The organism is Mesorhizobium amorphae, assembly GCF_014843845.1.
In the GTDB taxonomy this organism is placed as follows: domain Bacteria; phylum Pseudomonadota; class Alphaproteobacteria; order Rhizobiales; family Rhizobiaceae; genus Mesorhizobium; species Mesorhizobium amorphae_A.
In genome coordinates this window covers 1-22,384 of sequence record NZ_JHQS01000017.1, presented here as the reverse complement: position 1 = coordinate 22,384, position 22,384 = coordinate 1, and the positions used below count along the sequence as shown (strand labels likewise).

Genomic DNA, 22,384 nt, shown 5'->3' with positions numbered 1-22,384 from the left:
CCCACCTTCCTTCGGCCTGAAATTGAGCGTTCCCAGAAAACCAGACGAAAGCGCAACGCCGCCGGCGGCGATGCTGCTGATGCTTTCCACCTATGTCTGCTTCACCTTTCTCGACACCAGCAGCAAATACCTCGTGCTGGCCGGCATCTCGGCGCTGATCGTCGCCTGGGCCCGCTTCGTCGTCCATGTGCTGCTGGTCGGTGTCTTTCTGCGTGGATGGCGCGAGCCATCGCGGTTCCGCGCCAACAATTTACCGGCACACATATTACGCGGCGCCTTCCTGTTCGGATCGACCATGTGCAACATCATGGCGCTGCGCACCTTGCAGCTGGCCGAGACCACTTCGATCTACTTCTTCGGCCCGATGGTGATCACCGCACTTGCCGGTCCACTGCTCGGCGAATGGGCGGGCTGGCGGCGCTGGATGGCGATCCTGTCCGGCTTTGTTGGTGTGCTGGTCATCACCCGGCCGGGTGTCGGCGTTTTTGGCATAGGCCATCTGTTTGCGCTCGGCTCGATGCTGTCGAACTCCTTCTATGTCATCATGACGCGCCGCATGTCGGCGACGGAGACGTCCGAAAGCCTTATCCTGTTCTCGGCGCTGGCGCCGTCGGTGCTGCTCCTGCCCACACTGCCGTTCTCGCTGTCGCTGCCGCAGGACGCCTGGCACTGGTTCATCCTCTTGATGCTCGGCGTGTTCGGCGCCACCGGTCATTGGCTGCTGGTCCAGGCCTATCGTCTGGCAACGACCACGGCACTCGCCCCCTACCCCTATTCGCAGATGGTGTGGATGATCCTGTCCGGCTGGATCATCTTCCACCAGTTTCCGGACCGCTGGACGCTTGTGGGCGCGGCCATCATCGTCGCCAGCGGCCTCTACATCATCCATCGCGAACACCGGCTTCGCCTGCGCAATCACGCGGCGCTTGACGCGGAGGCGGAAACGCTGGCAAAAAAACTTTGATTTGCTCCCGATCGATGGCATAAGAGCCGCCTTTAAACAGTTTAAATCGCTTCGGGGAGCGCAAGGCGCTGGCACAGAAGATCAAGCTTTCGACGATCGCGGATGCCCTTGGCGTGTCCACGGCCACGGTATCGCTTGCGCTGCGCGACAGCCCGCTGGTCGCCGGCAGCACCCGCGACCGCATCAAGGAACATGCCCGCGCCATCGGCTATATCTACAATCGCCGCGCCGCCAGCCTGCGCACCTCGCGCTCGGGCATTGTCGGCGTCGTCGTGCACGACATCATGAACCCGTTCTTCGCCGAAATCCTGCGCTCGATCGAAAGCGAGCTCGACCGCAGCCGGCAGACCTTCATCCTATCCAACCACTACGACCAGCTCGAAAAGCAGCGCACCTTCATCGACACGCTGCTGCAGCTCGGCGCCGACGGCGTCATCATGTCGCCGGCCATCGGCACACCGGCCGAAGACATCATCATGGCCGAGGAAAACGGCCTGCCGGCGGTGCTGATTGCGCGCACGGTGGCCGGGGCCGACGTGCCGGTCTTCCGCGGCGACGATTCCTATGGCACCGGCCTTGCCACCAACCACCTGATCTCGCTCGGCCACAAGCGCATCGCCATGATCGGCGGCACCGACCAGACCTCGACCGGCCGCGACCGCTACCAGGGTTATGTCAACGCCATGGAGGCGGCCGGACTGGAGGTCAGGCCGTCCTGGCGCATCGCCGGCCCTCGCACCAAGCAGGCCGGCTTCGAGGCCGCTGGACAGTTTTTGGCGCTGAAAGACAAGCCGACAGCCGCGTGCTGCTGGAATGATCTCGTCGCCATCGGGCTGATGAACGGCATCGCGCGCGCTGGCCTTGTGCCGGGCGTCGACATCTCCGTCACCGGCTATGACGATCTCGAGGAGGCTGCGATCGCAACGCCGGCATTGACCACGGTCTGGAACGGCCAGCGCGAGGTCGGCCGTCGCGCCGCGAGCGCCTTGCTGGACAAGCTGAACGGACAGACGGTGCGGCCGTCGCAGGAACTGATCAAGCCGGAACTGCATGTGCGTCAGTCGACCGGCAAGCCGGTGGAGCGTGCATGACAAAGCCTGAACTTGAAGAGCCGGTCGCCATTCTGGTGCCCGGCCATTTCAACGAGCACGCCATCGGCCGCATCGACCAGGCATTCCAGCGGGTGACGATCGAAGAGGCCGACCCGGCTCTTGTCACCGAGGAGATGCGGCGCACGGTGCGCGGCATCGCTTCGTTCGGCGGGATAGATGCCGCCTTGATGGACGCCCTGCCCAATCTCGAGATCATCGCCAATTTCGGAGTCGGCTACGATTCGGTCGACGCCAGCCACGCCGCGCAAAGCGGTATCATGGTCACCAATACGCCCGACGTGCTGACCGAGGAGGTCGCCGACACGGCGATCGGCCTTTTGATCAACACCGTGCGCGAAATGTATGCCGCCGAGAAATGGCTACGCGACGGCAGCTGGGTGAAGAACGGCGCCTATCGCCTGAGCCGGCTTACTTTGCGCGGCCGCAGCGTCGGCATCTTCGGCATGGGCCGCATCGGGCTGGCCATCGCCCGGCGGCTGGAAGCGTTCGGCCTACCGGTCGCCTATCACAACCGCCGCCAGGTCGAGGGCTTGGCCTATCAATATCATCCGACGCTGAAGGGGCTTGCCGAAGCGGTCGACACGCTGATCTCGGTCGCACCGGGCGGCACTTCGACGGAGAAGGCCGTCAATGCCGAGATCCTGTCGGCGCTCGGGCCGAACGGCGTCTTCGTCAACATCGGCCGCGGCAGCACGGTCGACGAGGCTGCCCTTGCCGCGGCGCTTGCCAGCGGCACCATCGCCGCCGCCGGGCTTGACGTCTTTGCCGACGAACCAAATGTGCCGCAGGCACTGCTGGCCGCCCCCAACACCTCGCTACTGCCGCATGTCGGCTCGGCTTCGGAGCATACCCGCCGCGCCATGGCGGACCTCTGCGTCGACAATCTGGTGTCCTGGTTCGCCGAGCGCCGGCCGCTGACCCCCGTGCCGGAGACGATGCAGGTCAGGCCGCGCAGCTGAACGGCAGGCCGCCACACTTATTAACGTCGGCTTAACGCTTTGAAATCATTCTGCATACTTCGTTAGGCAAGATTCTTGAAGCGCGTTGCCCCCACGCACTTCAAATGCGCGGAGAAGAAGGGTGAAGGTGCTTCCTGCATTGATTGGGGTTGCCACACTGGCCGGCGGCGTTCAGCTTTTTCACGGCGGCAGTGGCGCAAGCGTCGCCAGGGAAGCTCAGCCATCCAGCACCTACCGGCTGACAGCCAATGGCGACGAGGCGGCCTGCGCGGTGAAACGCGGTGCTGAAGTCTCGGAAGGTCTGTCGCTGCTGACGATCGCCTCGACCTGCCGCCGGCTTTTGCCCGGCATCGAGCGCGCGAAATTCTGGCGCGAGCGGGAGGACGGGGCGGTTGCCTTCAGCGCCAACGGCGTCGATCCGATCGTCACCTTCGCCGTTGCCGATGGCGACGGCTATGAATCCTACGCGCCGGCTTTGCCGCTGCTGTCGCTGGCGGCAGCCGACAACCGAGATTATTCGGCTGCCGGCAACTGATAATCGGGATTATTCAGCCGCGGCGCGCGCCCCGACTTTGCCGCCGCGTGCAAGCGCACGGCATCGCCGAAGGCACGGAATATCTTTGCCGAGGTATCGTCCGACTTGACCCAGTATTCGGGGTGCCATTGCACGCCGACGGCGAAGGCGCGTGAGTCTCGCACGGAGACCGCCTCGACCGTGCCGTCGTCGGCGACCGCTTCGATCTGCAGCTTCGGACCTAGCTGATCGACCGCCTGGCGATGCACGGAGTTGACCATGATCTCGCCGGCGCCGAACACGCCTGCCAGGCAGCTGCCGGGCTTGATCGTTACTTTCTGGTGGATGGCGAAGCGCTCGTCCTGATTGTCGCTCACCGGCGCGCGGTGGTCGAGCGTGCCCTCGCGCTCCTGGATCTCGGTGCCCAGCGTGCCACCCAGAGCCACGTTCATTTCCTGGATGCCGCGGCAGATTGCGAGCAGCGGCACGCCGCGCTCCACCGCCCGGCGGATCAGCGGCAGTGTCGTGGCGTCGCGCGCCGGATCGTAAGGACCGTTCTTTTCGCTGGCGTCGCCGCCATAGAGCGAGGGATGCACGTTGGACTTCGAACCGGTGACCATGACGCCGTCGACCGACGACAAGAGTTCATCGAGATCGAGCCGCTCGCCGAAGGACGGCACCAGCACCGGGAAGACGCCGGCGCCCGAAATCGCCGCCTCCAGATATTGCTGCGGGGCGGCATGCCAGGTGTAGTTGTCGAATTGGCGGACGTCGGTCGAGATGGCGACGAGCGGCTGCTGCATTTTTGGTTCCGGTATCCATTGGGAGCTAAGGAATTATTCTGCCTACAAAATAGGCGATCCGAAGGCGCTTTTCCATGACAAGTTTCATCGCGTCGTATGGGCCACGGAATCGCGTCCGGGATTTGGCATTAGACTATAGTTGCAGGCCGTGCGCCGACGCTGCGAATTCCGCGAAAGCGCCGCCGCCAAATCCGGCTGTCGCGCTGGACTCGACCTTTTGCCTGTGTATTGTTTCGCCCCAAGGCCGAGCCGGGATATCGAGGATGTTCCCGAAAATCGGTCTGCTGATCCAAAAGGGAGGAACTGCATGGATCGTCGTTCATTCATCCGCAAGGCAGGCGTAACCGGTGTGGGGGCCGCGGCGGCGGCTGCGACGCTTGCCGCGCCCGCTATCGCCCAATCCAACCCGAAAGTGACGTGGCGGCTGGCGTCGTCCTTCCCGAAGTCGCTCGACACGATCTATGGCGGCGCCGAAGTGTTCTCCAAGATGCTGTCGGAAGCGACCGACGGCAACTTCCAGGTCCAGGTTTTCGCCGCCGGCGAGCTCGTCCCCGGTCTGCAGGCCGCCGACGCCACCACCGCCGGCACCGTCGAGGCCTGCCACACGGTGGCATATTATTACTGGGGCAAGGACCCGACATGGGCGCTTGGCGCGGCGGTGCCGTTCTCGCTCAACGCGCGCGGTATCAATGCCTGGCACTATCATGGCGGCGGCATCGACCTGTTCAACGAGTTCCTCGCCACGCAGGGGCTGTTCGGCCTGCCGGGCGGCAACACCGGCGTGCAGATGGGTGGCTGGTTCCGCAAGGAGATCAACACGGTCGCCGACCTCTCCGGCCTGAAGATGCGCATCGGCGGCTTTGCCGGCAAGGTGGTCGCCAAGCTTGGCGTCGTGCCACAGCAGATCGCCGGCGGCGACATCTATCCGGCGCTGGAAAAGGGCACCATCGACGCCGCCGAATGGGTCGGCCCCTATGACGACGAGAAGCTCGGCTTCTACAAGGTCGCGCCCTACTACTACTATCCCGGCTGGTGGGAAGGCGGACCGACGGTCCATCTGATGTTCAACAAGGCGAAATACGAAGAGCTTTCGCCGGCCTACAAGTCGCTGGTACACACTGCCGCGCAAGCCGCAGACGCCAACATGCTGCAGAAATACGACTCTCTCAATCCTGCGGCGGTGAGGCGGCTGGTGGCCGGCGGCGCCAAGCTGAAGCCCTTCAGCCAGGAGATCATGGCCGCTTGCTTCGAGAAGGCGAACGAGGTCTATACCGAAATGGAAGCCTCGAACGCGCCGTTCAAGAAGATTTGGGACTCGATCAAGGGCTTCCGCAAGGAGCACTATCTGTGGGCCCAGGTGGCCGAATACAATTACGATACGTTCATGATGGTCCAGCAGCGCAACGGCAAGCTGTAGGCGCTACGATTTTCCTGCTCAAAAAGACCCCGGGCGGCTCGCCTGGGGTTTTTCGGGACGGCAGATTACCAAGGTTTGCGGGGAGGCGGCTCAGCCCTGGCCTGGCACCACCAGCACCTTGACCTCGCCGGCGGCAGGCGGATTGGCGATCACCGCCGGCGCCTCTTCGAGAGTGACCTGCCTGGAGATCAGCCTCTCGATCTCGATCGCGCCCGAGGCGATGAGCTGGGCCGCGCGGCCGTGGGTGTAGGGATTGAGGAAGGAGCCCAGTACCTTCAGCTCGCGAAACAACAGGTCGAAGGGCTCGAACGCCACCTTCATGCCTTGCGGCACCACGCCGACGATGATGACCGTGCCGCCGGCTCTCGCCAGCCGCATCGATTGCTCGACGGTGTCGCGCACGCCGGCGCATTCGAACACCACGTCGACGCCGCCGGGCACCAGTCCGGACGGTCCGGCAACGGCATCGATGACATCGGCAGCACCTGGGTCGACCGTTGCCGTCGCGCCGAGATCCTCGGCAAGCGCGCGCCGCGAGGCCTGGCGCGTCGACAGGATGATGGTGGTCGCTCCGGCGAGCTTCGCCAGTTGCACGGTGAGCAGACCGATCACACCGCCGCCGAGCACGGCCACCGAAGCGCCCGGCTTGATCGCGGCCAGATCGACGCCGTGCAGGCAGCAGGCGAGCGGCTCGCAGAAGGCACCATGCGTAGGCTTGAGGTCAGCGGGCAGAAGAAACGCCTGCTTTTGCGGCAGCACGACATAGTCGGCAAAGCCGCCGTCGCGATGGATGCCTATGGCATTGAGATTGCTGCAGAGATTGACCCGGCCGGCGTGACAATGCTTGCAGCGGCCACAGGCGATGTTGGGATCGCCGGTGACCCGGTCGCCGACGGAAAAGCCCAATACGGCAGCCCCGACCGCTTCGACGATGCCGGAAAATTCATGCCCGGGCGTCACAGGTGGTTTGCAGGGGAACTCGCCGTGGAACAGATGCCGGTCGGTGCCACAGACGCCGCAGGCCTCTATGCGCACCAGCAAGTCGTCCGGCCCGGCTGACGGCTTGCCGACCTCGCGCAGCGCGATGCTGCCCACCGCCTCCAGGCGGACCGCTTTCATGGCTGTCGGGCCTCCAGCATCAGTTGAAATTCGGTGGCTGCGAGAGGTCAGTTGCCGGCGGCGCCGGCTTGGCGGGCGGAGCGTCGCCGAAGTTCGGTGGTTGCGACAGGTCGTTGGCAGGTGCCGCCGGTGCGGCGCCGCCATTGGCCGGGGCGCCGCCATCCGCCGGCGGCGTGCCGAGCGGTGACAGACCAGGCATGTCCGGCAGCTGAATGTCGATCGTGCCGGGATCGACCGCCGCGCCCTTGTAGTGCATCACCATTTGCGGGAAGGCGATGGTCAGGCCGATCATGATCACCTGGATGCAGACGAAGGGTACCGCGCCCCAATAGATCTGGCCGGTGGTGACCGGCGCGATCTGCTTGCCGGTGAGGCGGTCGAGATAGGGCACGCGCGCGGCGACCGAACGCAGGTAGAACAGCGCGAAGCCGAAGGGCGGGTGCATGAAGCTTGTCTGCATGTTGACGCCCAAGAGCACGCCGAACCAGATCAGGTCGATGCCGAGCTTGTCGGCGGCCGGCGCCAGCAGCGGCACGATGATGAAGGCGAGCTCGAAGAAATCGAGGAAGAAGGCGAGCAGGAAGACCAGGATGTTGACGCCGATGAGGAAGCCGATCTCGCCGCCCGGCAGCGACGTCAGCAGATGCTCGACCCAGATGTGGCCGTTGACGCCGTAGAAGGTCAGCGAGAACACGCGCGCGCCGATCAGGATGAACAGCACGAAGGACGACAGCCTGGTTGTCGAGGCCAGCGCCTGCTTGATTACGTCGAGCGACAGCCGCCCCTTCATCGCCGCCATCGCCAGCGCGCCGACGGCGCCCATGGCGCCGCCTTCGGTCGGAGTGGCGATGCCGAGGAAGATGGTGCCCAGCACCAGGAAAATCAGCGCCAGCGGCGGGATCAGCACGATGATCACCTGCTGCGCCAGCCTGGACATCATGTTGAAGTTCAGCCGCTGGTCGGCGATCGCCACGACGTATATCAGGACCACGCCGACGCAGGCGCCGAGGATGTCGGCATTGTCGCCATGTGTTGGCGCGAAATAGCGATACGCCGCGTAGGAAACCGCAACCGTTACCAGCAGCGCCGCCAGCAGCGACAGCACGCCGTGGCCGAGCGTGCGTGCCTCCAGCGGCAGCGCCGGCATCGACTGCGGCCGGACGATCGACATGATCAGGATGTAGAGCATGTAGATGCCGGTCAGCACGAGGCCGGGGATCAGCGCGCCGGCATACATGTCACCGACGGAGCGGCCGAGCTGGTCGGCCAGCACGATCAGCACCAGCGACGGCGGGATGATCTGGGCGAGCGTGCCAGAAGCAGCGATGACGCCGGATGCCAGGCGCCGGTCATAGCCGTAGCGCAGCATGATCGGCAGCGAGATCAGGCCCATGGCGATGACGGACGCCGCCACCACGCCCGTCGTGGCTGCCAGCAGCGCACCGACGAAGATCACCGCATAGGCCAGGCCGCCGCGGATCGGTCCGAACAACTGGCCGATCGTGTCGAGCAGATCCTCGGCCATGCCGGATCGTTCGAGCACGATGCCCATGAACGTGAAGAAGGGGATCGCCAGCAGCGTGTCGTTGGACATCACCCGGCTGCCGTAGAAATTGTCGGGCAGTGCGTGCAGCAGCGGCCAGGCCAGGTTGATCGACCCGCCCGAATAGGGCGACAGCACGACGCCGATGAAGAAGAACATCAGGCCGTTGGCGGCGAGCGAGAAAGCGACGGGATAGCCGATCAATAGGAAAATGATCAGCGAGGCGAACATGATCGGCGCCATGTTCTGGGCGATGAACTCGATCATGAGCGCACCTCCTGAGCAAGCGCCTTGGCTTCTTCGGCGAGTGCCTTGGCCTCGAGTTCAGCCTGCTCATGCGCCGATATGAACGGATTGGGATCCTCCATGTCGCCGCGCATGATCGCGATCTTCTTGATGATCTCGGAGATGCCCTGCAGCGCCAGCAGGAAAAAGCCGACCAGCAGGATGGCCTTTGCCGGCCAGATGATCAGGCCGCCGGAATTGTTCGACATTTCGCCGCTGCGGAACGACAGCGACACGTAAGGCACGAAATAGATCACCATCAACGTCACGAATGGCATCAGGAAGAAGAGGTGGCCGAGCAGGTCGATCCAGTGCTGCACGCGGCGCGAGAACATGCCGTAGACGATGTCGATGCGGATATGGTCGTTCTGCTTCAGCGTATAGGCGGCTGCCAGCATGAAGGCGGCGCCGAACAGGTACCACTGCAGCTCCAGCCAGGCGTTCGACGATATGTCGAAGACCTTGCGGATGACTGCGTTGCCGGCGCTGACCAGGATTGCCAGCAGGATCAGCCACGATACCCATTTGCCGATGAACTCGTTCACACGGTCGATCGTTCTGGATAGAGCGAGAAGCCCTGCCATGCATTCCTCCCTGATGTCGGAGGCGCGCCGGCTCCCCTTATTTTCCGCCGCGCCGCTGTGGCCTAACGGTATGCCGTGCGTGGCCGGGCTGGTCAACAAGGCATAGGTCCGGCGAACGCTGTTGTGAAACGAGAGTGGGGATAAAGCGCCGGTTGACCGAGCGGCATCCAACCAAAGTCGCAGACGCGTCAGGCGATCTTCTGCTGGTCGCGGCCGGCGCCGATCAGCACCAGCATGGCGACGAGGAAGAGGTACATCCAGGCATCGCGCCATTCGAGTGGGAAATAGCCGGCCCAGAGCGATTCGGCCATGCCGAAGGCGGCCGCGCCAAGCGCCGCCTTGAGCGGCGAGAGATAACCGCCGACAGCGGTCACGAACAGGATCTTCAGCCCATAAACCAGGCCGGTGCCGAAGCTGATGTTGCCGTAGTAGATGCCGGCAAGGACGCCGGCCAGCGCAGCGCACAGACCGCCGAACAGCACCGCCAGCCGAAACACCGCGCGCACGTCGACGCCGCACATTGCGGCGGCCCTGGGATCGTCCGACACCGCCCGCCAGGAGCGGCCGAAGCCCGAGCGGGCGAACGCCCAGGCGGTGAGCGCCAGCACGCCTATCACGGCTGCGCAGTCGAGCAACTGGATCAGTGTCAGCGTCGCCTTGAAGCCGGCGTTCTGCGCGAAGATCACCGGCCGGGCCAGCATCGGCGGCAGCCAGAGATCATGGGTGTCGGCGGCGATGCGGCTGGCCTCCGACAGCACCAGCAAGATGCCCAGCGTCGTCACCACGATCGCGTTGGGCGAGCGGTCGGCCAGGGGTTCGAAGACGCTGCGCGACAAGACGTGGCTGATCAGCGCCGCATAGAGGAGCGCGGCGACGATGCCGAGCGCGACCGCGGCATAGAGCGTCAGCCACAGCGCCTGGTAGCCGAAGGCAGCCGTGAGGATCATCGCGTGCCCGCAAAAGGCGAACATGGCGCCATAGGCAAGGTTGGTCCGGTGCAGCAGCCCATTGGTCAGCACATAGCCGAAGGCGAGCAAGGCATAGAGCGCGCCCGAATGCAGCCCGTTCAGAACCTGCTGGAAGAAATACAGCATGCAGCACCCTTGGGTGACGGTGGCGAACCCACATCCCCAAGGGACGTTTGCATTCGGAATCTAACTTGTCAAATGCGATTTATCGGTTAGATTTCTGGCATGACAGTCTCCTGGACCCCGCATCGCTTCACCGGCGGCATCCTCGCGCTCGACGCTGCGAACACGGTCGTTTTGCGGTTCGATCCGGAAAAGACCTTCGACCGCTTCGACAATCGGGCCGAGATCGCCCGCTTTGCCGACGCGGCCAGCGGTTTTCGCGCCACGGAGCTTGGCGGGCGTCGGCTGGAAGCGCAGTCCCCGGCGGAGATTGCCCCGGTCGTGCTGTCGATCCGCGAGACGACTGACCGCCTGTTTCGCCATGCGGTGTCGAAAGGCGCTCTGGCCACCGGCGATCTGCCGGGGTTCCTGCAAGCCTGCGCCGAAGGCCTGGCCGGCAGCCGGACCGAAATCGGCGCGCCGGGACAGCCGTTCGGCGACCCGGCGACGCCGATCGCTTTCGAGGCGGCACTTGCCGTCTCGGCGCTGTCGCTGCTGCGCGACGACACCGTCGCCAGGCTGAGAATCTGTCCCAACTGCAGTTGGCTGTTCGTCGACCGCAGCCGCAACTCCAGCCGCCTCTGGTGCGACATGGCGGTCTGCGGCAATCGCCAGAAGGCAAACCGCTACTATCGCCGCCGCACGGCGGCCAGGGAGGTCAGCAATGTCTAGGACATGTTCGCGTTCGATGGTTCTCGGCGCCGCCTTGCTGGCGGCAGCAGTGCTTGGCGCGTGCCGCGACTCCGGCAAGGAGCAGCTGTTCGCCATTTCCGGCAAGCTGTTCGAGTTCAACTACCGGCTGGGCATCGCCACCTATGTCATCACGCTCAATCCGCTGCGGCCGATGGGCGAAGGACAGGTTGCCGTGGTCAGTTTCCAGAACCCGGCCGGCGGCGACCCGATCATCGTCAACCAGAAGATCTGGCCGAAGCTGCCGCACATAACGCTGACCAGCCCGCCGCTGACCTGCGTGGTCAAGGACAAGCCCTATGCGGTATCGATCCGCATCGAGGATTCAAGCGGCACGCTTCTGCAGAGCTTCGAGACGACGCTGACCTCGTCGCTCGATCAGTCGATCCTGCCCGACCGTCCCCTGGTGGTCGGCCCGGTCTACGAGCTCAACAAGGACATGGTCGGCCATGTCGACGGCAAGCTGCCGGGCGAGCCGAAGCCGGATTGCTCGAAGGCCTGACACGCCCGCACAGCTGCTGGAACTCGCTTTCCAGACCGCCACGGCGCAATTTTCGTACGCCGTGGAAAGCGTATCGGATCGTTCGTTGCGCGCTGCCTGGCACCTTCGATTTTGTTTGACCTCCCCTGCAAAGGGGAGAAAGACTGCGGCATCCGACTCCTACGTTGGCTGCGCGCTCCGGCGCGGCCTCCGCAGAGGAAATGCCTGATGACGCTGCACGACGTCGCGCTCGACGACAAGTTCGATCTTGGAAAGGAGCGCATCTTCCTCTCCGGCGCGCAGGCCGTCATTCGTATGCTGTTGATGCAGTGCGAGCGCGACCGTCGCGCTGGCCTCAACACCGCCGGCTTCGTTTCCGGCTATCGCGGCTCGCCGCTCGGCGGCCTGGACATGCAATTGTGGAAGGCCAAGAAGCAACTCGCCCAATCCGACATCGTCTTCCAGCCCGGCCTCAACGAAGAGCTTGCCGCCACCGCCTGCTGGGGCACGCAGCAGGCCGAACTTTTGGGCGAAGGCACGCATGACGGCGTCTTTTCGGTCTGGTACGGCAAAGGTCCGGGTGTCGACCGTTCCGGCGACGTGTTCCGCCACGCCAATCTCGCCGGCTCCTCGAAGCATGGCGGCGTGCTTGCCCTGATGGGCGACGACCACATGGCCGAATCCTCGACCAACGCGCATGCCACCGAGTTCCTGTTCGTCGACACGATGGTGCCGATCCTCAATCCGGCCGGCGTCCAGGAGATCATCGATTACGGGCTCTACGGCTTTGCCATGTCGCGCTTCGCCGGCACCTGGGCGGCGATCAAATGCGTCAAGGACAACATCGAATCGACGGCTTCGGTCGATGCCTCGCTCGAGCGGCTGAACATCGTCGTGCCGGAGTTCGAGATGCCGCCCGGCGGCCTCAACATCCGCCACGAGATCGACATGCTCGGCCAGGAAGAGCGGCTGCATGAGTATAAACGCGCCGCCGCGTCCGCCTTCATCCACGCCAACGGGCTGAACCGGATCGTCTATTCGGGCGGCCGCAAGCCGAAGCTCGGCGTCATCACCATCGGCAAGAGCTATCTCGACGTCCGCCAGGCGCTGGAGGATATCGGCATCGACGAGGCTGCCGCCAACCGCATCGGCATCAGGCTGTTCAAGGTCGGCTGCCCATGGCCGATCGACCTCCAGCATATCGCCGAGTTTGCCCACGGCCTCGACACCATCGTCGTGGTCGAGGAGAAGCGTTCGCTGATCGAGGTGCAGCTGCGCGAAAACCTCTACGGCACCGCCACGCAGCCGGTCATCGTCGGCAAGAAGGACGAACGCGGCGACTGGCTGTTCCCGGCCAAGGGTGCGCTCGATCCCAACGAGATTGCAATTGCGCTCGGCGAGCGGATCCTGCGCACCATCGGTCCGTCGGAGGAGATCGCCGCACGGGTGGCGAAATTACGCCAGTTCCAGGCGATGCTCGCGGACACGTCGGACATCGCCTCGCGCACTCCGTTCTTCTGCTCCGGCTGCCCGCACAATTCCTCGACCAAGGTGCCGGACGGCTCGCTGGCCGCCGCCGGCATCGGCTGCCACTTCATGGCGCTGTGGATGGACCGCAACACCGTCGGCTTCACCGCCATGGGTGGCGAGGGCGCGCAATGGATCGGCCAGGCGCCGTTCTCCAAACGCGACCACATCTTCCAGAATCTCGGCGACGGCACTTACAACCACTCCGGTGCGCTGGCGATCCGCTTCGCGCTGTCGACCGACGCCAACATCACCTACAAGATCCTCTACAACGACGCCGTCGCCATGACCGGCGGCCAACCGCATGAAGGCGGCCTGACCGTCGACATGATCGCCAGGCAGGTGCGCGCCGAGGGCGTCGAGCGGATCGCGGTCGTTACCGACGAGCCGGGCAAATATGCCGGCAAAGCCGAGTTCCCGGCCGATGTCACCATCCATCACCGCGACGACCTCGACCTCGTCCAGCGCGAATTGCGCGCGGTCAAAGGCATCTCCGTGCTGCTCTACGACCAGACCTGCGCCGCAGAAAAGCGCCGCCGCCGCAAGCGCGGCACCTTCCCCGATCCCGACAAGCGCGTCTTCATCAACGAGCTGGTCTGCGAGGGCTGCGGCGATTGCGGTGTGCAGTCGAATTGCGTCTCGATCCAGCCGGTCGAGACCGAATTCGGCCGCAAGCGCCGGATCGACCAGTCGAGCTGCAACAAGGATTTCTCCTGCATCAACGGCTTCTGTCCGTCCTTCGTCACCGTGCATGGTGCCAGGATCAGGAAGGCCGAGGGCACCGCCGGCAAGTCCGACCCGCTCGACGGTGTGCCGGCGCCGGCCGAATTCCCGCTCGGCGAGCAAGGCTGGGCGGCGATCATCGACGGTGTCGGCGGCACCGGAGTCGTCACCATCGGCGCGGTGCTCGGCATGGCGGCCCATCTCGAGGACAAAGGCTGCGGCATGATCGACATGGCCGGGCTGGCCCAGAAGGGCGGCTCGGTGTTCACCCATGTGCGCATCGCGCGTACACCGGACGATATCCACGCCATCCGGGTTTCGGCCGGAAAGGCCGATCTGGTGCTCGGCTGCGACCTCGTCGTCTCCGGCGCCCAGAAGGTACTGGCGGCGGTGCGTGAAGGTCACACCATCTTCCTCGCCAACACCGCCGAGATCATGCCGGGCGAATTCGCACGCTCGGCCGACTTCTCGCTGCCCGTCGAACGGCTGAAAAAGGCCATTCGCTCCGCCGCCGGTGACGACAGGGCGCATTTCTTCGATGCCACCCGCACCGCAACCGCTTTGTTCGGCAACTCGCTTGGCGCCAACATGTTCATGCTCGGTTTTGCCTTCCAGCATGGCGGGCTGCCGCTGTCGGCCGAGGCAGTCGAGAAGGCGATCGAACTCAACGGCCAAGCGGTGGCGATGAACATCGCCGCCTTCCGCTGGGGCCGCCGCGCCGCCCATCAGCCGGATTTCGTGCGTGGTCTCATTGCTCAGCCGGGCAAGGCGGCAAACGCGATCGCCGAGACGCTGGACGACATCATTGCCCGCCGCGTCGCCTTCCTGAGCGCCTATCAGAACGCCGCCTATGGCAAGCGCTATGCTGCCAGGATCGGCGCGCTACGCGCTGCCGAAGCCAAGGCGGTGCCGGGTTCGACCGCTGTGACCGAGGCCGCCGCAAAAAGCCTGTTCAGGCTGATGGCGATCAAGGACGAGTATGAGGTGGCGCGGCTCTACACCGACGGCTCCTTCGCCGCCGAAATGTCAAAACAGTTCCAGAGCTACGAAAAACTCGAATTCCATCTGGCGCCGCCGATCATGGGCCGGCGCGGCAAGGACGGCACGCCCCGCAAGTCGAGCTTCGGCCCGTGGATGATGAAGGGGTTCCGCCTGCTGGCGGCGATGAAAGGCCTGCGCGGCACCGCTTTCGACCTGTTCGGCTACAGCGCGGAAAGGCGCATGGAGCGGCAGCTTCTTGCCCAATACGAGGCTGATCTGGAGCTTGTCACCGCGGCGCTGGCGCCGGGCCGGATCGAGGCCGCCGCCGCGCTGGCCTCGGTGCCGGCGCTCATTCGCGGTTACGGCCACGTCAGGCAGGCAAGCGCCGAAAAGGCCGCCGGAGAACGCTCGCGGCTGCTCGAGCGCCTGGCAAAAATCCCTGCAAGGCCCGAACTTCAAGCCGCCGAGTAAGCCGATACGCCTTGTTTACCTGAAGACCAGTTTCCCGGGCTTGCCCATGGGGAAGATACTTGACGACAGGGCCTGAAACGGCGTCTCTAAACCTTTCTTAAGGCGAATGTGAAATGACTGCGGTTCGTGCGACACCGCGGGCCATGCAAGAACACAAAACCGGAGAGATAGGTGAGGACGTCTATGCTGGGTTCGTGCGATCGTTGTTCAACGATCCCGGAATCCTGCTGATCGGCGCTTTTTGCCATGGACTCATCGGTGTTCTTGTCTATCTGACCTCAAAGCATCCGGCCTACCTCGCCCTGGCGGCAGTCATGCTCGGCGCCGGCCTTTACCGCTATTACGGCATCCGCAAAGGCCAGCGCGAAGGCAATTTCGACAGCTATGAAGCGGCCAAGACCTGGGAACGCTATTATCTGGTCGGCGGCACCATCCAGGCTTTCTTCATGGGGCTTTTCTGCCTCACGACCATCTACCTCATCCCGGATATGTTCGGAGAAAGTGCCGCGATCGCCGTCATAATGGGCTCGACGGTGACGATCGTCGGTCGCAATTACGGCTCCAAGACAATGGTCGCGGTGCAGGCCTTCACGGTCGTGCTGCCGATCGCGATCGGGCTGATGCTCAAGGGCGACGTGCCAACCTTCATCCTCGGCCTCTATATCGTGCCGTTCATCTTCATCATCACGCGAATGGCCGCTCACGTCCGCACGGTGCTTTTCGACGCCATTTCGGAGCGCAAGACCGCGGCCAGGCTGGCCGAACGCTTCAACCGGGCGCTGAACACCATGTCGCATGGCCTGGTGATGCTTGGCCCCGACGGCAAGGTGGTGGTCGGCAACGCTGAGGCCGCGCATCTGATGTCGCTCAAATCGCCGAACCAGCTGCTCGGGCGATCGATCCATTCGCTGCTCCTGCGCGGCGTTGCCGGCGGCATGCTGGCGCCGAAGGACTGCCGCTATGTCGAGGCGCAGCTGACGCGGGCGCTACGCGAAGGGCGCGACCGCAAGGTGCTGGTTTCCTTCTCCACCGGCCAGCACTACGAGTTTTCGGCACGCGAAGGCAGCCAGAACCTGGGCGTCATCACCTTCGAGGATGTCACGGCCCGCGTCGAGGCCGAAGAAAAAATCCGCTTCATGGCGCGCTACGACAACCTCACCGGCCTGCCGAACCGCGCCTATTTCCACGAACTGGTCGGGGAAGCGATGGCCTCCGGCGACCGCGACCGTCTCTGCGGCCTGGCCGTGCTCGACCTCGACGATTTCAAGAGCGTCAACGACACGCTGGGCCACCCGGTCGGCGACGGGCTGATCTATGCCGTGGCGGAACGACTGGCGGCGGTTGCCGGGCACGGCATCACCGTCAGCCGCTTCGGCGGCGACGAGTTCATGGTCTTTTTCGACCGCATCGAGGACGAAAGCCACCTGACCAGCCTGCTCGACCAGGTTTTCGGCGACCTGCAGGGCGAGGTCGACGTCGCCGGGCATGGGCTGCGCATCCAGGCCAGCGCCGGCGCTGTGCTGTCCAAGGTCGAGGACACCGACGTCGACGCCATGATCGTCAAGGCAGACCTGGCGCTCTACAAGGCCAAGGAACTCGGCAAGAACAACTGGCGGCTGTTCGAGGCCGCGATGGACGCCGCCTTCCGCAATCGCCAGCTGATGAAGGCGGACTTGCGCAGCGCGATCGAGAGCAAGGGCCTGCGCGTCGTCTATCAGCCGATCGTCTCGATGAGCACGATGCGCATTGCCAGCTGCGAGGCATTGTGCCGCTGGGACCATCCCGATCTCGGGCCGATTTCGCCCAGCATCTTCATTCCGCTGGCCGAGGAAATGGGCATCATTTCCGAGATCAGCACCTTCGTTCTTCAGGCCGCCTGCGCGGAATGCGCCAAATGGCCCGACCAGACCAGCGTTTCGGTCAACCTTTCCGCCAAGGACTTCCGCAACAGTGACGTCATCCAGAAGGTCCGCGACGCGCTGGCCACGTCCGGGCTCGCGGCCGCCCGCCTGGAGATCGAAGTCACCGAAACCGCGCTGCTCGACGATAAGTCGCTGACGCGCCAGTACATCGAGGAGCTGAAGCAGCTTGGCGTGCGCATCGCGCTCGACGATTTCGGCACCGGCTATTCGAGCCTGAGCTACCTCCACAAGCTGCCGCTCGACAAGATCAAGATCGACCGTTCGTTCCTGATGGACGTCACCCAGAACCCGCGCTCGCTCGACCTGTTGAAGGGCGTCGTCGACCTGACCCGGATTCTCGGCCTGACTGTCACCGTCGAAGGCGTGGAAACCTTCGAACAGCTGAAGATCCTGCTGCATACGGTGAAGCCGGACCTGGTCCAGGGCTTCCTCTTCGGCGCCGCGCTCAGCGCGTCGGGCATCGAGACCATGTCCAACGTGACCTGGCCTTTTGCCGCGGAACTGCGGCCGGTCGCAAAGCGCGCCACCACCTGATCCTCGATCACGTTTCAGAAGCCGGCTCAAGAGGAGGTGATTTTTCCGCGCGTTAACCAATTGTTAAGGTTAACCTTCGGTAAACGAAGACGATTGTAGTTTTATCTTCTTGTTCACTCTCTCGTCCGATATTGTTCTCCTGCGGCGGTACGAGGGAAGAATATGGACATGCGTGAGTCAGGTCGGCCTGCGGCGGCTTCGGCTGCCAGATCTCAGCCTCCTTCGCTGTTCGCGCGCAACGTGCTCGACCTTCTGGAGCGCGTCGAGTACCGGCGCTGTGAAAGCGGCGAGGATTTCGAAGCGATCTCCCGGCTGCGCTACAAGGCGTTCCATTCGCACGGCCTGCTTGATACCATCGTCGAGCAGAAGCTTGCCGATCATCTCGACGAAGTCCCAAACTGTTATTGTTTCGGCGTCTTCATGGAAGGCGAGCTTGTCAGCACCGTCAGGCTCCACCACCTGAGCCGCGAGACACCCGAAGCGCCAATCATGACGGTGTTCGGCGACAGGCTGCTCCTGCGCCTGGCGCGGGGCGAAACCTTCATCGACCCCAGCCGGCTGGCGGTCGACCCGCAATTGTCGTCGACCCACCGGGCCCTGCCCTATGTCACGCTGCGGCTTGCGGTTATCGCCAACACGTTCTTCAACGCCACGAGTTGTGTCTCGATGATCCGGGAAGAGCACACGGCCTTCTATCATCGCATCTTCGGTTCGGTGCAGGTTGGTGAGCCGCGCATCTATCCGCCTTTCACCATGCCGATCTTCTTCTATGAATCGCTCTGCGAGCAGAACATGGCGCCGACGCTGCAGCGCTTTCCGTTCTTCCACTCGACGGCGCTGGAACGGCGCATGCTGTTCGCGAAAGCGCCGACCGGCGAGCTTGCACCGCTGACCATCCTGCCGACGGCCAAGTATTTCTCCGAAGCCGCCTGAGCCTTCACGGGTTTTGTGATGGTGCCGGCAAGGAGTCCGGCTTGTCGCGGCGACAGATAATGTCGCTGCATCGGCTGAGGACGGCGGACATCAACTCGAGAAAGGACCAAGAACATGACCATTTCCGCGATCGCGCTCACCCCGCTGATCTCGCTGATTGCCGGTGTGCTGATCCTGGTGATGCCGCGGCTTTTGAACTACATCGTCGCGATCTATCTGATCATCGCCGGCCTGCTCGGACTGTTCCCGCACCTGGCGGGCTGATATCCCGGAACCCGCGATAGGGGGCGCCAACGGCGTCGCGAAGCGGACGTTCTGACCTTCCGAGAAGGGTCGAAAACGGAATCCCGCGCCAGCGCCGGATGCGGACCGAGCGGAGGTCCGCTGGCCGGCCTGGTGTTGATGGCAATGATCGACCCATTGCGGAATTTCAACATCAACCACGAGCAATCGGCCTACGTGTTCTCCATTGTATGGCTTAGACTCGCCGCATGGGACTATTGACCTTCAGCATCAACGTCACCCTGGACGGCTGCGTCGACCACCAGGAGGGAATTGCCGACGACGAGACGCACGCCTTCTTCACCCGCCTTATGGACGAGGGCGGGGCGATGCTGTGGGGTCGCGTCACCTACGAGATGATGGAGAGCTACTGGCCGGCAGTCGCCCGCGGCGACGAGGAGGCGCCGCCGGCGATACGCGAGTGGGCGCTCAAGCTGGAGGCCAAGCCGAAGTACGTAGTGTCGTCGACGCGAAGTGCCTTCCCGTGGACCAACAGCCACCACATCGTCGGCGACCTGCGCACGGGCGTGCAGAGGCTCAAGGACGCGACCCCGGCCGGCGTGCTCCTCGGTAGCGGCAAGCTCGCGACCGAGCTGGACCGGCTGGATCTAATCGACGAGTACAAGCTCCTCGTCCACCCCAGGATCGCCGGCCACGGCCCGACCCTCTACCAGAGCGGGCTGCCCAGCACGCGACGGCTCGAGCTGATCTCGGCCACGCCGCTCCGCAGCGGCGCGGTCGCCATGCATTACCGGCGCGCGCGCTGACCCAGAGCAGCCTCTTCGCGCCCAGATCGCGGGCCTGCGCGTCGTAGGAAGCCTTCTCGCCGCGCAATACGGCATACCCGCTGCTTCTGCCATGGGAGCTCGGTTGATCAGGCCGGAGGCCTTGTGGGCAATGGCGGCTTCCCACCCATTGCCGACCTTCGGCGTGTCCGCTCACGGGCTAGACGGCCACTGAAGCTTGTGTCGGTTCCGCAAGGCACCCGACCCGTCACTCCCCCACGAAAGCCAGGGGCAAGCGCCTCGACGGACGGCTTTCAACTTTCCTTTGAGGCTGTTGTCTCCGGCGATGCGGCAATAGCGCCATTGCTCTTGGCCCGGCTTTTCGCTATGTGCCTCAAAGATGTCTTCGAAGGGGTATTCCTATGGCTGAGCACACGCCGTCCGGTCCTGTCGAACTGGGCGCGAAGATGGACTATTCCGAGCACGACCGCACCTATGCGGGCTTCCTGGCGCTGGCCAAATACGGTTCGCTCTTTTGCCTCGCCATAGTTATCGCGATGGCGTTCGGCTTCTTCGTTGGCGGTTTCTTCTCGGCGACCATCCTCTGCGCCCTGATCCTGGCTGCCGGCGCCTTCATTCTCCGATAAACTTTCCGAAATCCTTCGCTAGGGACGCTGCCGGAGGTCCGGCCGGCGTCTTGCGCAACAGGTTCCAGCCGAAAGGATCATGCGGTGGGACAGACGGTTTTCATCCCTCGTGAACTCGATGCGAACGAGCCGCGCGTCGCGGCCTCGCCCGACACGGTGAAACGGCTGGCGGCGCTGGGGTTCGACGTGGTCGTCGAGACCGGCGCCGGCACGGCCTCGCGCATTCCCGACGAGGAATTCGCCAAAGCGGGCGCCGCGATCGGCAAGGCCGGCGATGCCGCCAAGGCCGATGTGGTGCTGAAAGTGCGCCGGCCAACGGATGCGGAGCTGAAGGGCTACAAGTCCGGCGCCGCCGTCATCGCCATCATGGACCCCTATGGCAACGATGCCGCCGTCGCCGCACTTGCCAAGGCAGGCGTCACCGCCTTCTCGATGGAATTCATGCCGCGCATCACCCGCGCGCAGTCGATGGACGTCTTGTCCTCGCAGGCCAATCTCGCCGGCTACCAGGCGGTGGTCGACGCGGCCGCCGAATATGACCGGGCGCTGCCGATGATGATGACGGCGGCTGGCACCGTGCCGGCGGCGAAGGCCTTCATCATGGGCGTCGGCGTCGCCGGCCTGCAGGCGATCGCCACGGCGCGCCGGCTTGGCGCTGTTGTCACCGCCACCGACGTGCGTCCGGCGGTGAAGGAACAGGTGCAGTCACTCGGCGCCAAATTCCTTGCGGTCGAGGACGAGGAGTTCAAGGCGGCCGAGACCGCCGGCGGCTACGCCAAGGAAATGTCGAAGGAATATCAGACCAAGCAAGCGGCACTGACTGCCGAACACATCGCCAAGCAGGACATCGTCATCACCACGGCGCTGATCCCCGGCCGTCCGGCGCCGAAGCTGGTCTCGGCGGCGATGGTCGCGTCGATGAAGCCGGGTTCGGTGCTCGTCGACCTCGCGGTCGAGCGCGGCGGCAATGTCGAGGGCGCCGTTCCAGGCAAGGTCGTGACGACGGCCAACGGCGTCAAGATCGTCGGTCATCTCAACGTGCCTGGCCGCGTCGCCGCTTCGGCCTCGCTGCTCTATGCCAGGAACCTCTTTGCCTTCCTGGAGACGCTGGTCGACAAGGCGACGAAGACGCTTGCCATCAAGCGCGATGACGAGCTGGTCAAGGCAACCATGCTGACCGATGCCGGCAAGGTGGTGCACCCGGCCTTCGCCAAGGCGGCGGCAGAGCCGCCAAAGGGCCAACACGTCGAACCGGCGGCGATCCCGGCGAAGACCATGGTCGCCGATGCGTCGGTGAAGAAAGCCGCGCCGAAAAAGGCAGCCGGCAAGAATGCCGCCACGGGCAAGTCCGCTGCCAAGCCGAAGGGGATCGCGTGATGGATCAGACCTTGCAGAAAGCCCTCGACCAGCTCGACCAGGCGAGCGCCGCAGTTCGCCTTGCGGTGCAGAACCTCGCGACCACGCCCGGCACCGAGGCGGCGGGTGACGCCGCGCACGCACTGTCGGGCGGCGCCATCGATCCGTTCGTCTTCCGCTTCGCCATTTTCGTGCTGGCGATCTTCGTCGGCTATTATGTCGTGTGGTCGGTCACGCCGGCGCTGCACACGCCGCTGATGGCCGTCACCAACGCCATTTCCTCGGTCATCGTCGTCGGCGCGCTGCTGGCCGTCGGCATCTCGGCGTCCGGCATCGCCACCGGCTTCGGCTTCGTTGCGCTGATGTTGGTGTCGGTCAACATCTTTGGCGGCTTCCTCGTCACTCAGCGCATGCTGGCCATGTACAAGAAGAAGGACAAGTGACGTGAACGCCAACTTCGCTTCCTTCCTCTATCTGGTCTCCGGCATCCTGTTCATCCTGGCGCTGCGCGGCCTGTCGCATCCGACCACCAGCCGCCAGGGCAATCTCTACGGCATGATCGGCATGGGCATCGCCATTGTCACGACGCTGGCGCTGGCGGTCCCGTCGGCCGGCGGCTTCGGCCTGATCGTGCTCGGGCTGCTGATCGGCGGTTCCGTCGGCGCCGTCACGGCGCGGCGCA

20 protein-coding genes and 1 pseudogene are annotated in these 22,384 nt (G+C 64.3%); 16 read left to right on the top strand and 5 right to left on the bottom strand.

What is annotated here, in order from left to right; translation table 11 throughout:
- Positions 1–79 precede the first annotated feature (79 nt).
- The 4 genes from DH08_RS10480 (at position 80) to DH08_RS10465 (ending at position 3,570) form a co-directional block, all read left to right on the top strand.
- Entirely contained in the window at positions 80–964 is an 885-nt protein-coding gene (locus DH08_RS10480; RefSeq protein WP_192179238.1) for a DMT family transporter, read from the top strand.
- Positions 965–1,032: 68 nt separating this feature from the next.
- A complete protein-coding gene (locus DH08_RS10475; RefSeq protein ID WP_081482146.1) occupies positions 1,033–2,055 on the top strand; it encodes a LacI family DNA-binding transcriptional regulator in 1,023 nt (340 codons plus the stop codon).
- Positions 2,052–3,035 carry a 2-hydroxyacid dehydrogenase gene (locus DH08_RS10470; RefSeq protein WP_192179237.1) on the top strand — a complete coding sequence of 328 codons (984 nt, stop codon included), beginning with the start codon at positions 2,052–2,054 and terminating at the stop codon, positions 3,033–3,035. Before DH08_RS10475 ends, DH08_RS10470 begins: the two co-directional genes overlap by 4 nt.
- A 121-nt stretch (positions 3,036–3,156) precedes the next feature.
- Positions 3,157–3,570 carry a hypothetical protein gene (locus DH08_RS10465; protein WP_192179236.1) on the top strand — a complete coding sequence of 138 codons (414 nt, stop codon included), beginning with the start codon at positions 3,157–3,159 and terminating at the stop codon, positions 3,568–3,570.
- A 9-nt stretch (positions 3,571–3,579) separates the two neighbouring features.
- Here the strand turns inward: DH08_RS10465 and DH08_RS10460 are convergent.
- Positions 3,580–4,352, bottom strand: a pseudogene (locus DH08_RS10460) (gamma-glutamyl-gamma-aminobutyrate hydrolase family protein).
- Between the two features lie 307 nt (positions 4,353–4,659).
- Here DH08_RS10460 and DH08_RS10455 point away from each other — a divergent pair.
- Positions 4,660–5,769 carry a TRAP transporter substrate-binding protein gene (locus DH08_RS10455; RefSeq protein ID WP_192179234.1) on the top strand — a complete coding sequence of 370 codons (1,110 nt, stop codon included), beginning with the start codon at positions 4,660–4,662 and terminating at the stop codon, positions 5,767–5,769.
- 90 nt (positions 5,770–5,859) lie between these two features.
- Here the strand turns inward: DH08_RS10455 and DH08_RS10450 are convergent, their stop codons facing one another.
- The 4 genes from DH08_RS10450 to DH08_RS10435 all read right to left on the bottom strand — a co-directional run bounded on the left by DH08_RS10450 (position 5,860) and on the right by DH08_RS10435 (position 10,394).
- Entirely contained in the window at positions 5,860–6,888 is a 1,029-nt protein-coding gene (locus DH08_RS10450) for a zinc-dependent alcohol dehydrogenase family protein (RefSeq protein WP_192179233.1), read from the bottom strand.
- A gap of 19 nt (positions 6,889–6,907) precedes the next feature.
- Positions 6,908–8,698 (bottom strand): TRAP transporter large permease, encoded by a 1,791-nt coding sequence (locus DH08_RS10445; protein WP_192179232.1) that lies wholly within the window; start codon positions 8,696–8,698, stop codon positions 6,908–6,910.
- Complete coding sequence (locus DH08_RS10440) at positions 8,695–9,300, bottom strand: TRAP transporter small permease subunit (RefSeq protein ID WP_192179231.1); 606 nt, start codon at positions 9,298–9,300, stop codon at positions 8,695–8,697. The genes DH08_RS10445 and DH08_RS10440 overlap by 4 nt, the downstream gene beginning before the upstream one ends.
- A gap of 188 nt (positions 9,301–9,488) precedes the next feature.
- A complete protein-coding gene (locus tag DH08_RS10435) occupies positions 9,489–10,394 on the bottom strand; it encodes a branched-chain amino acid ABC transporter permease (protein WP_192179230.1) in 906 nt (301 codons plus the stop codon).
- A 99-nt stretch (positions 10,395–10,493) separates the two neighbouring features.
- On the opposite strand from DH08_RS10435, the gene DH08_RS10430 reads away from it, so the two are divergent.
- From DH08_RS10430 to DH08_RS10380, 11 genes are all read left to right on the top strand, one after another.
- A complete protein-coding gene (locus DH08_RS10430) occupies positions 10,494–11,102 on the top strand; it encodes a CGNR zinc finger domain-containing protein (protein WP_192179229.1) in 609 nt (202 codons plus the stop codon).
- On the top strand, positions 11,095–11,622 hold the full coding sequence (locus tag DH08_RS10425) for a hypothetical protein (protein WP_192179228.1): 528 nt from the start codon (positions 11,095–11,097) through the stop codon (positions 11,620–11,622). The genes DH08_RS10430 and DH08_RS10425 overlap by 8 nt, the downstream gene beginning before the upstream one ends.
- A 207-nt stretch (positions 11,623–11,829) precedes the next feature.
- Positions 11,830–15,303, top strand: a complete 3,474-nt coding sequence (locus DH08_RS10420) for an indolepyruvate ferredoxin oxidoreductase family protein (protein WP_192179227.1) — start codon at positions 11,830–11,832, stop codon at positions 15,301–15,303.
- 143 nt (positions 15,304–15,446) lie between these two features.
- Positions 15,447–17,759, top strand: a complete 2,313-nt coding sequence (locus DH08_RS10415) for a putative bifunctional diguanylate cyclase/phosphodiesterase (RefSeq protein WP_192179226.1) — start codon at positions 15,447–15,449, stop codon at positions 17,757–17,759.
- A 168-nt stretch (positions 17,760–17,927) separates the two neighbouring features.
- Positions 17,928–18,692 (top strand): N-acyl amino acid synthase FeeM domain-containing protein, encoded by a 765-nt coding sequence (locus DH08_RS10410; RefSeq protein WP_246800768.1) that lies wholly within the window; start codon positions 17,928–17,930, stop codon positions 18,690–18,692.
- Positions 18,693–18,806: 114 nt separating this feature from the next.
- Entirely contained in the window at positions 18,807–18,956 is a 150-nt protein-coding gene (locus tag DH08_RS10405) for a DUF3096 domain-containing protein (RefSeq protein WP_006202401.1), read from the top strand.
- Positions 18,957–19,183: 227 nt separating this feature from the next.
- Positions 19,184–19,741: a dihydrofolate reductase family protein gene (locus DH08_RS10400; RefSeq protein WP_192179224.1), complete on the top strand. Its 558-nt coding sequence runs from the start codon at positions 19,184–19,186 to the stop codon at positions 19,739–19,741.
- A gap of 380 nt (positions 19,742–20,121) precedes the next feature.
- Positions 20,122–20,346 carry an aa3-type cytochrome c oxidase subunit IV gene (locus tag DH08_RS10395; RefSeq protein ID WP_192179223.1) on the top strand — a complete coding sequence of 75 codons (225 nt, stop codon included), beginning with the start codon at positions 20,122–20,124 and terminating at the stop codon, positions 20,344–20,346.
- Between the two features lie 84 nt (positions 20,347–20,430).
- On the top strand, positions 20,431–21,723 hold the full coding sequence (locus tag DH08_RS10390) for a Re/Si-specific NAD(P)(+) transhydrogenase subunit alpha (protein ID WP_192179222.1): 1,293 nt from the start codon (positions 20,431–20,433) through the stop codon (positions 21,721–21,723).
- Positions 21,723–22,145, top strand: coding sequence for an NAD(P) transhydrogenase subunit alpha part 2 (locus DH08_RS10385; RefSeq protein WP_006202404.1), 423 nt, complete (start codon positions 21,723–21,725; stop codon positions 22,143–22,145). Before DH08_RS10390 ends, DH08_RS10385 begins: the two co-directional genes overlap by 1 nt.
- Before the next feature lies 1 nt (position 22,146).
- Positions 22,147–22,384: NAD(P)(+) transhydrogenase (Re/Si-specific) subunit beta (locus tag DH08_RS10380; RefSeq protein ID WP_192179221.1), on the top strand; the 238-nt coding region annotated here is incomplete at its 3' end.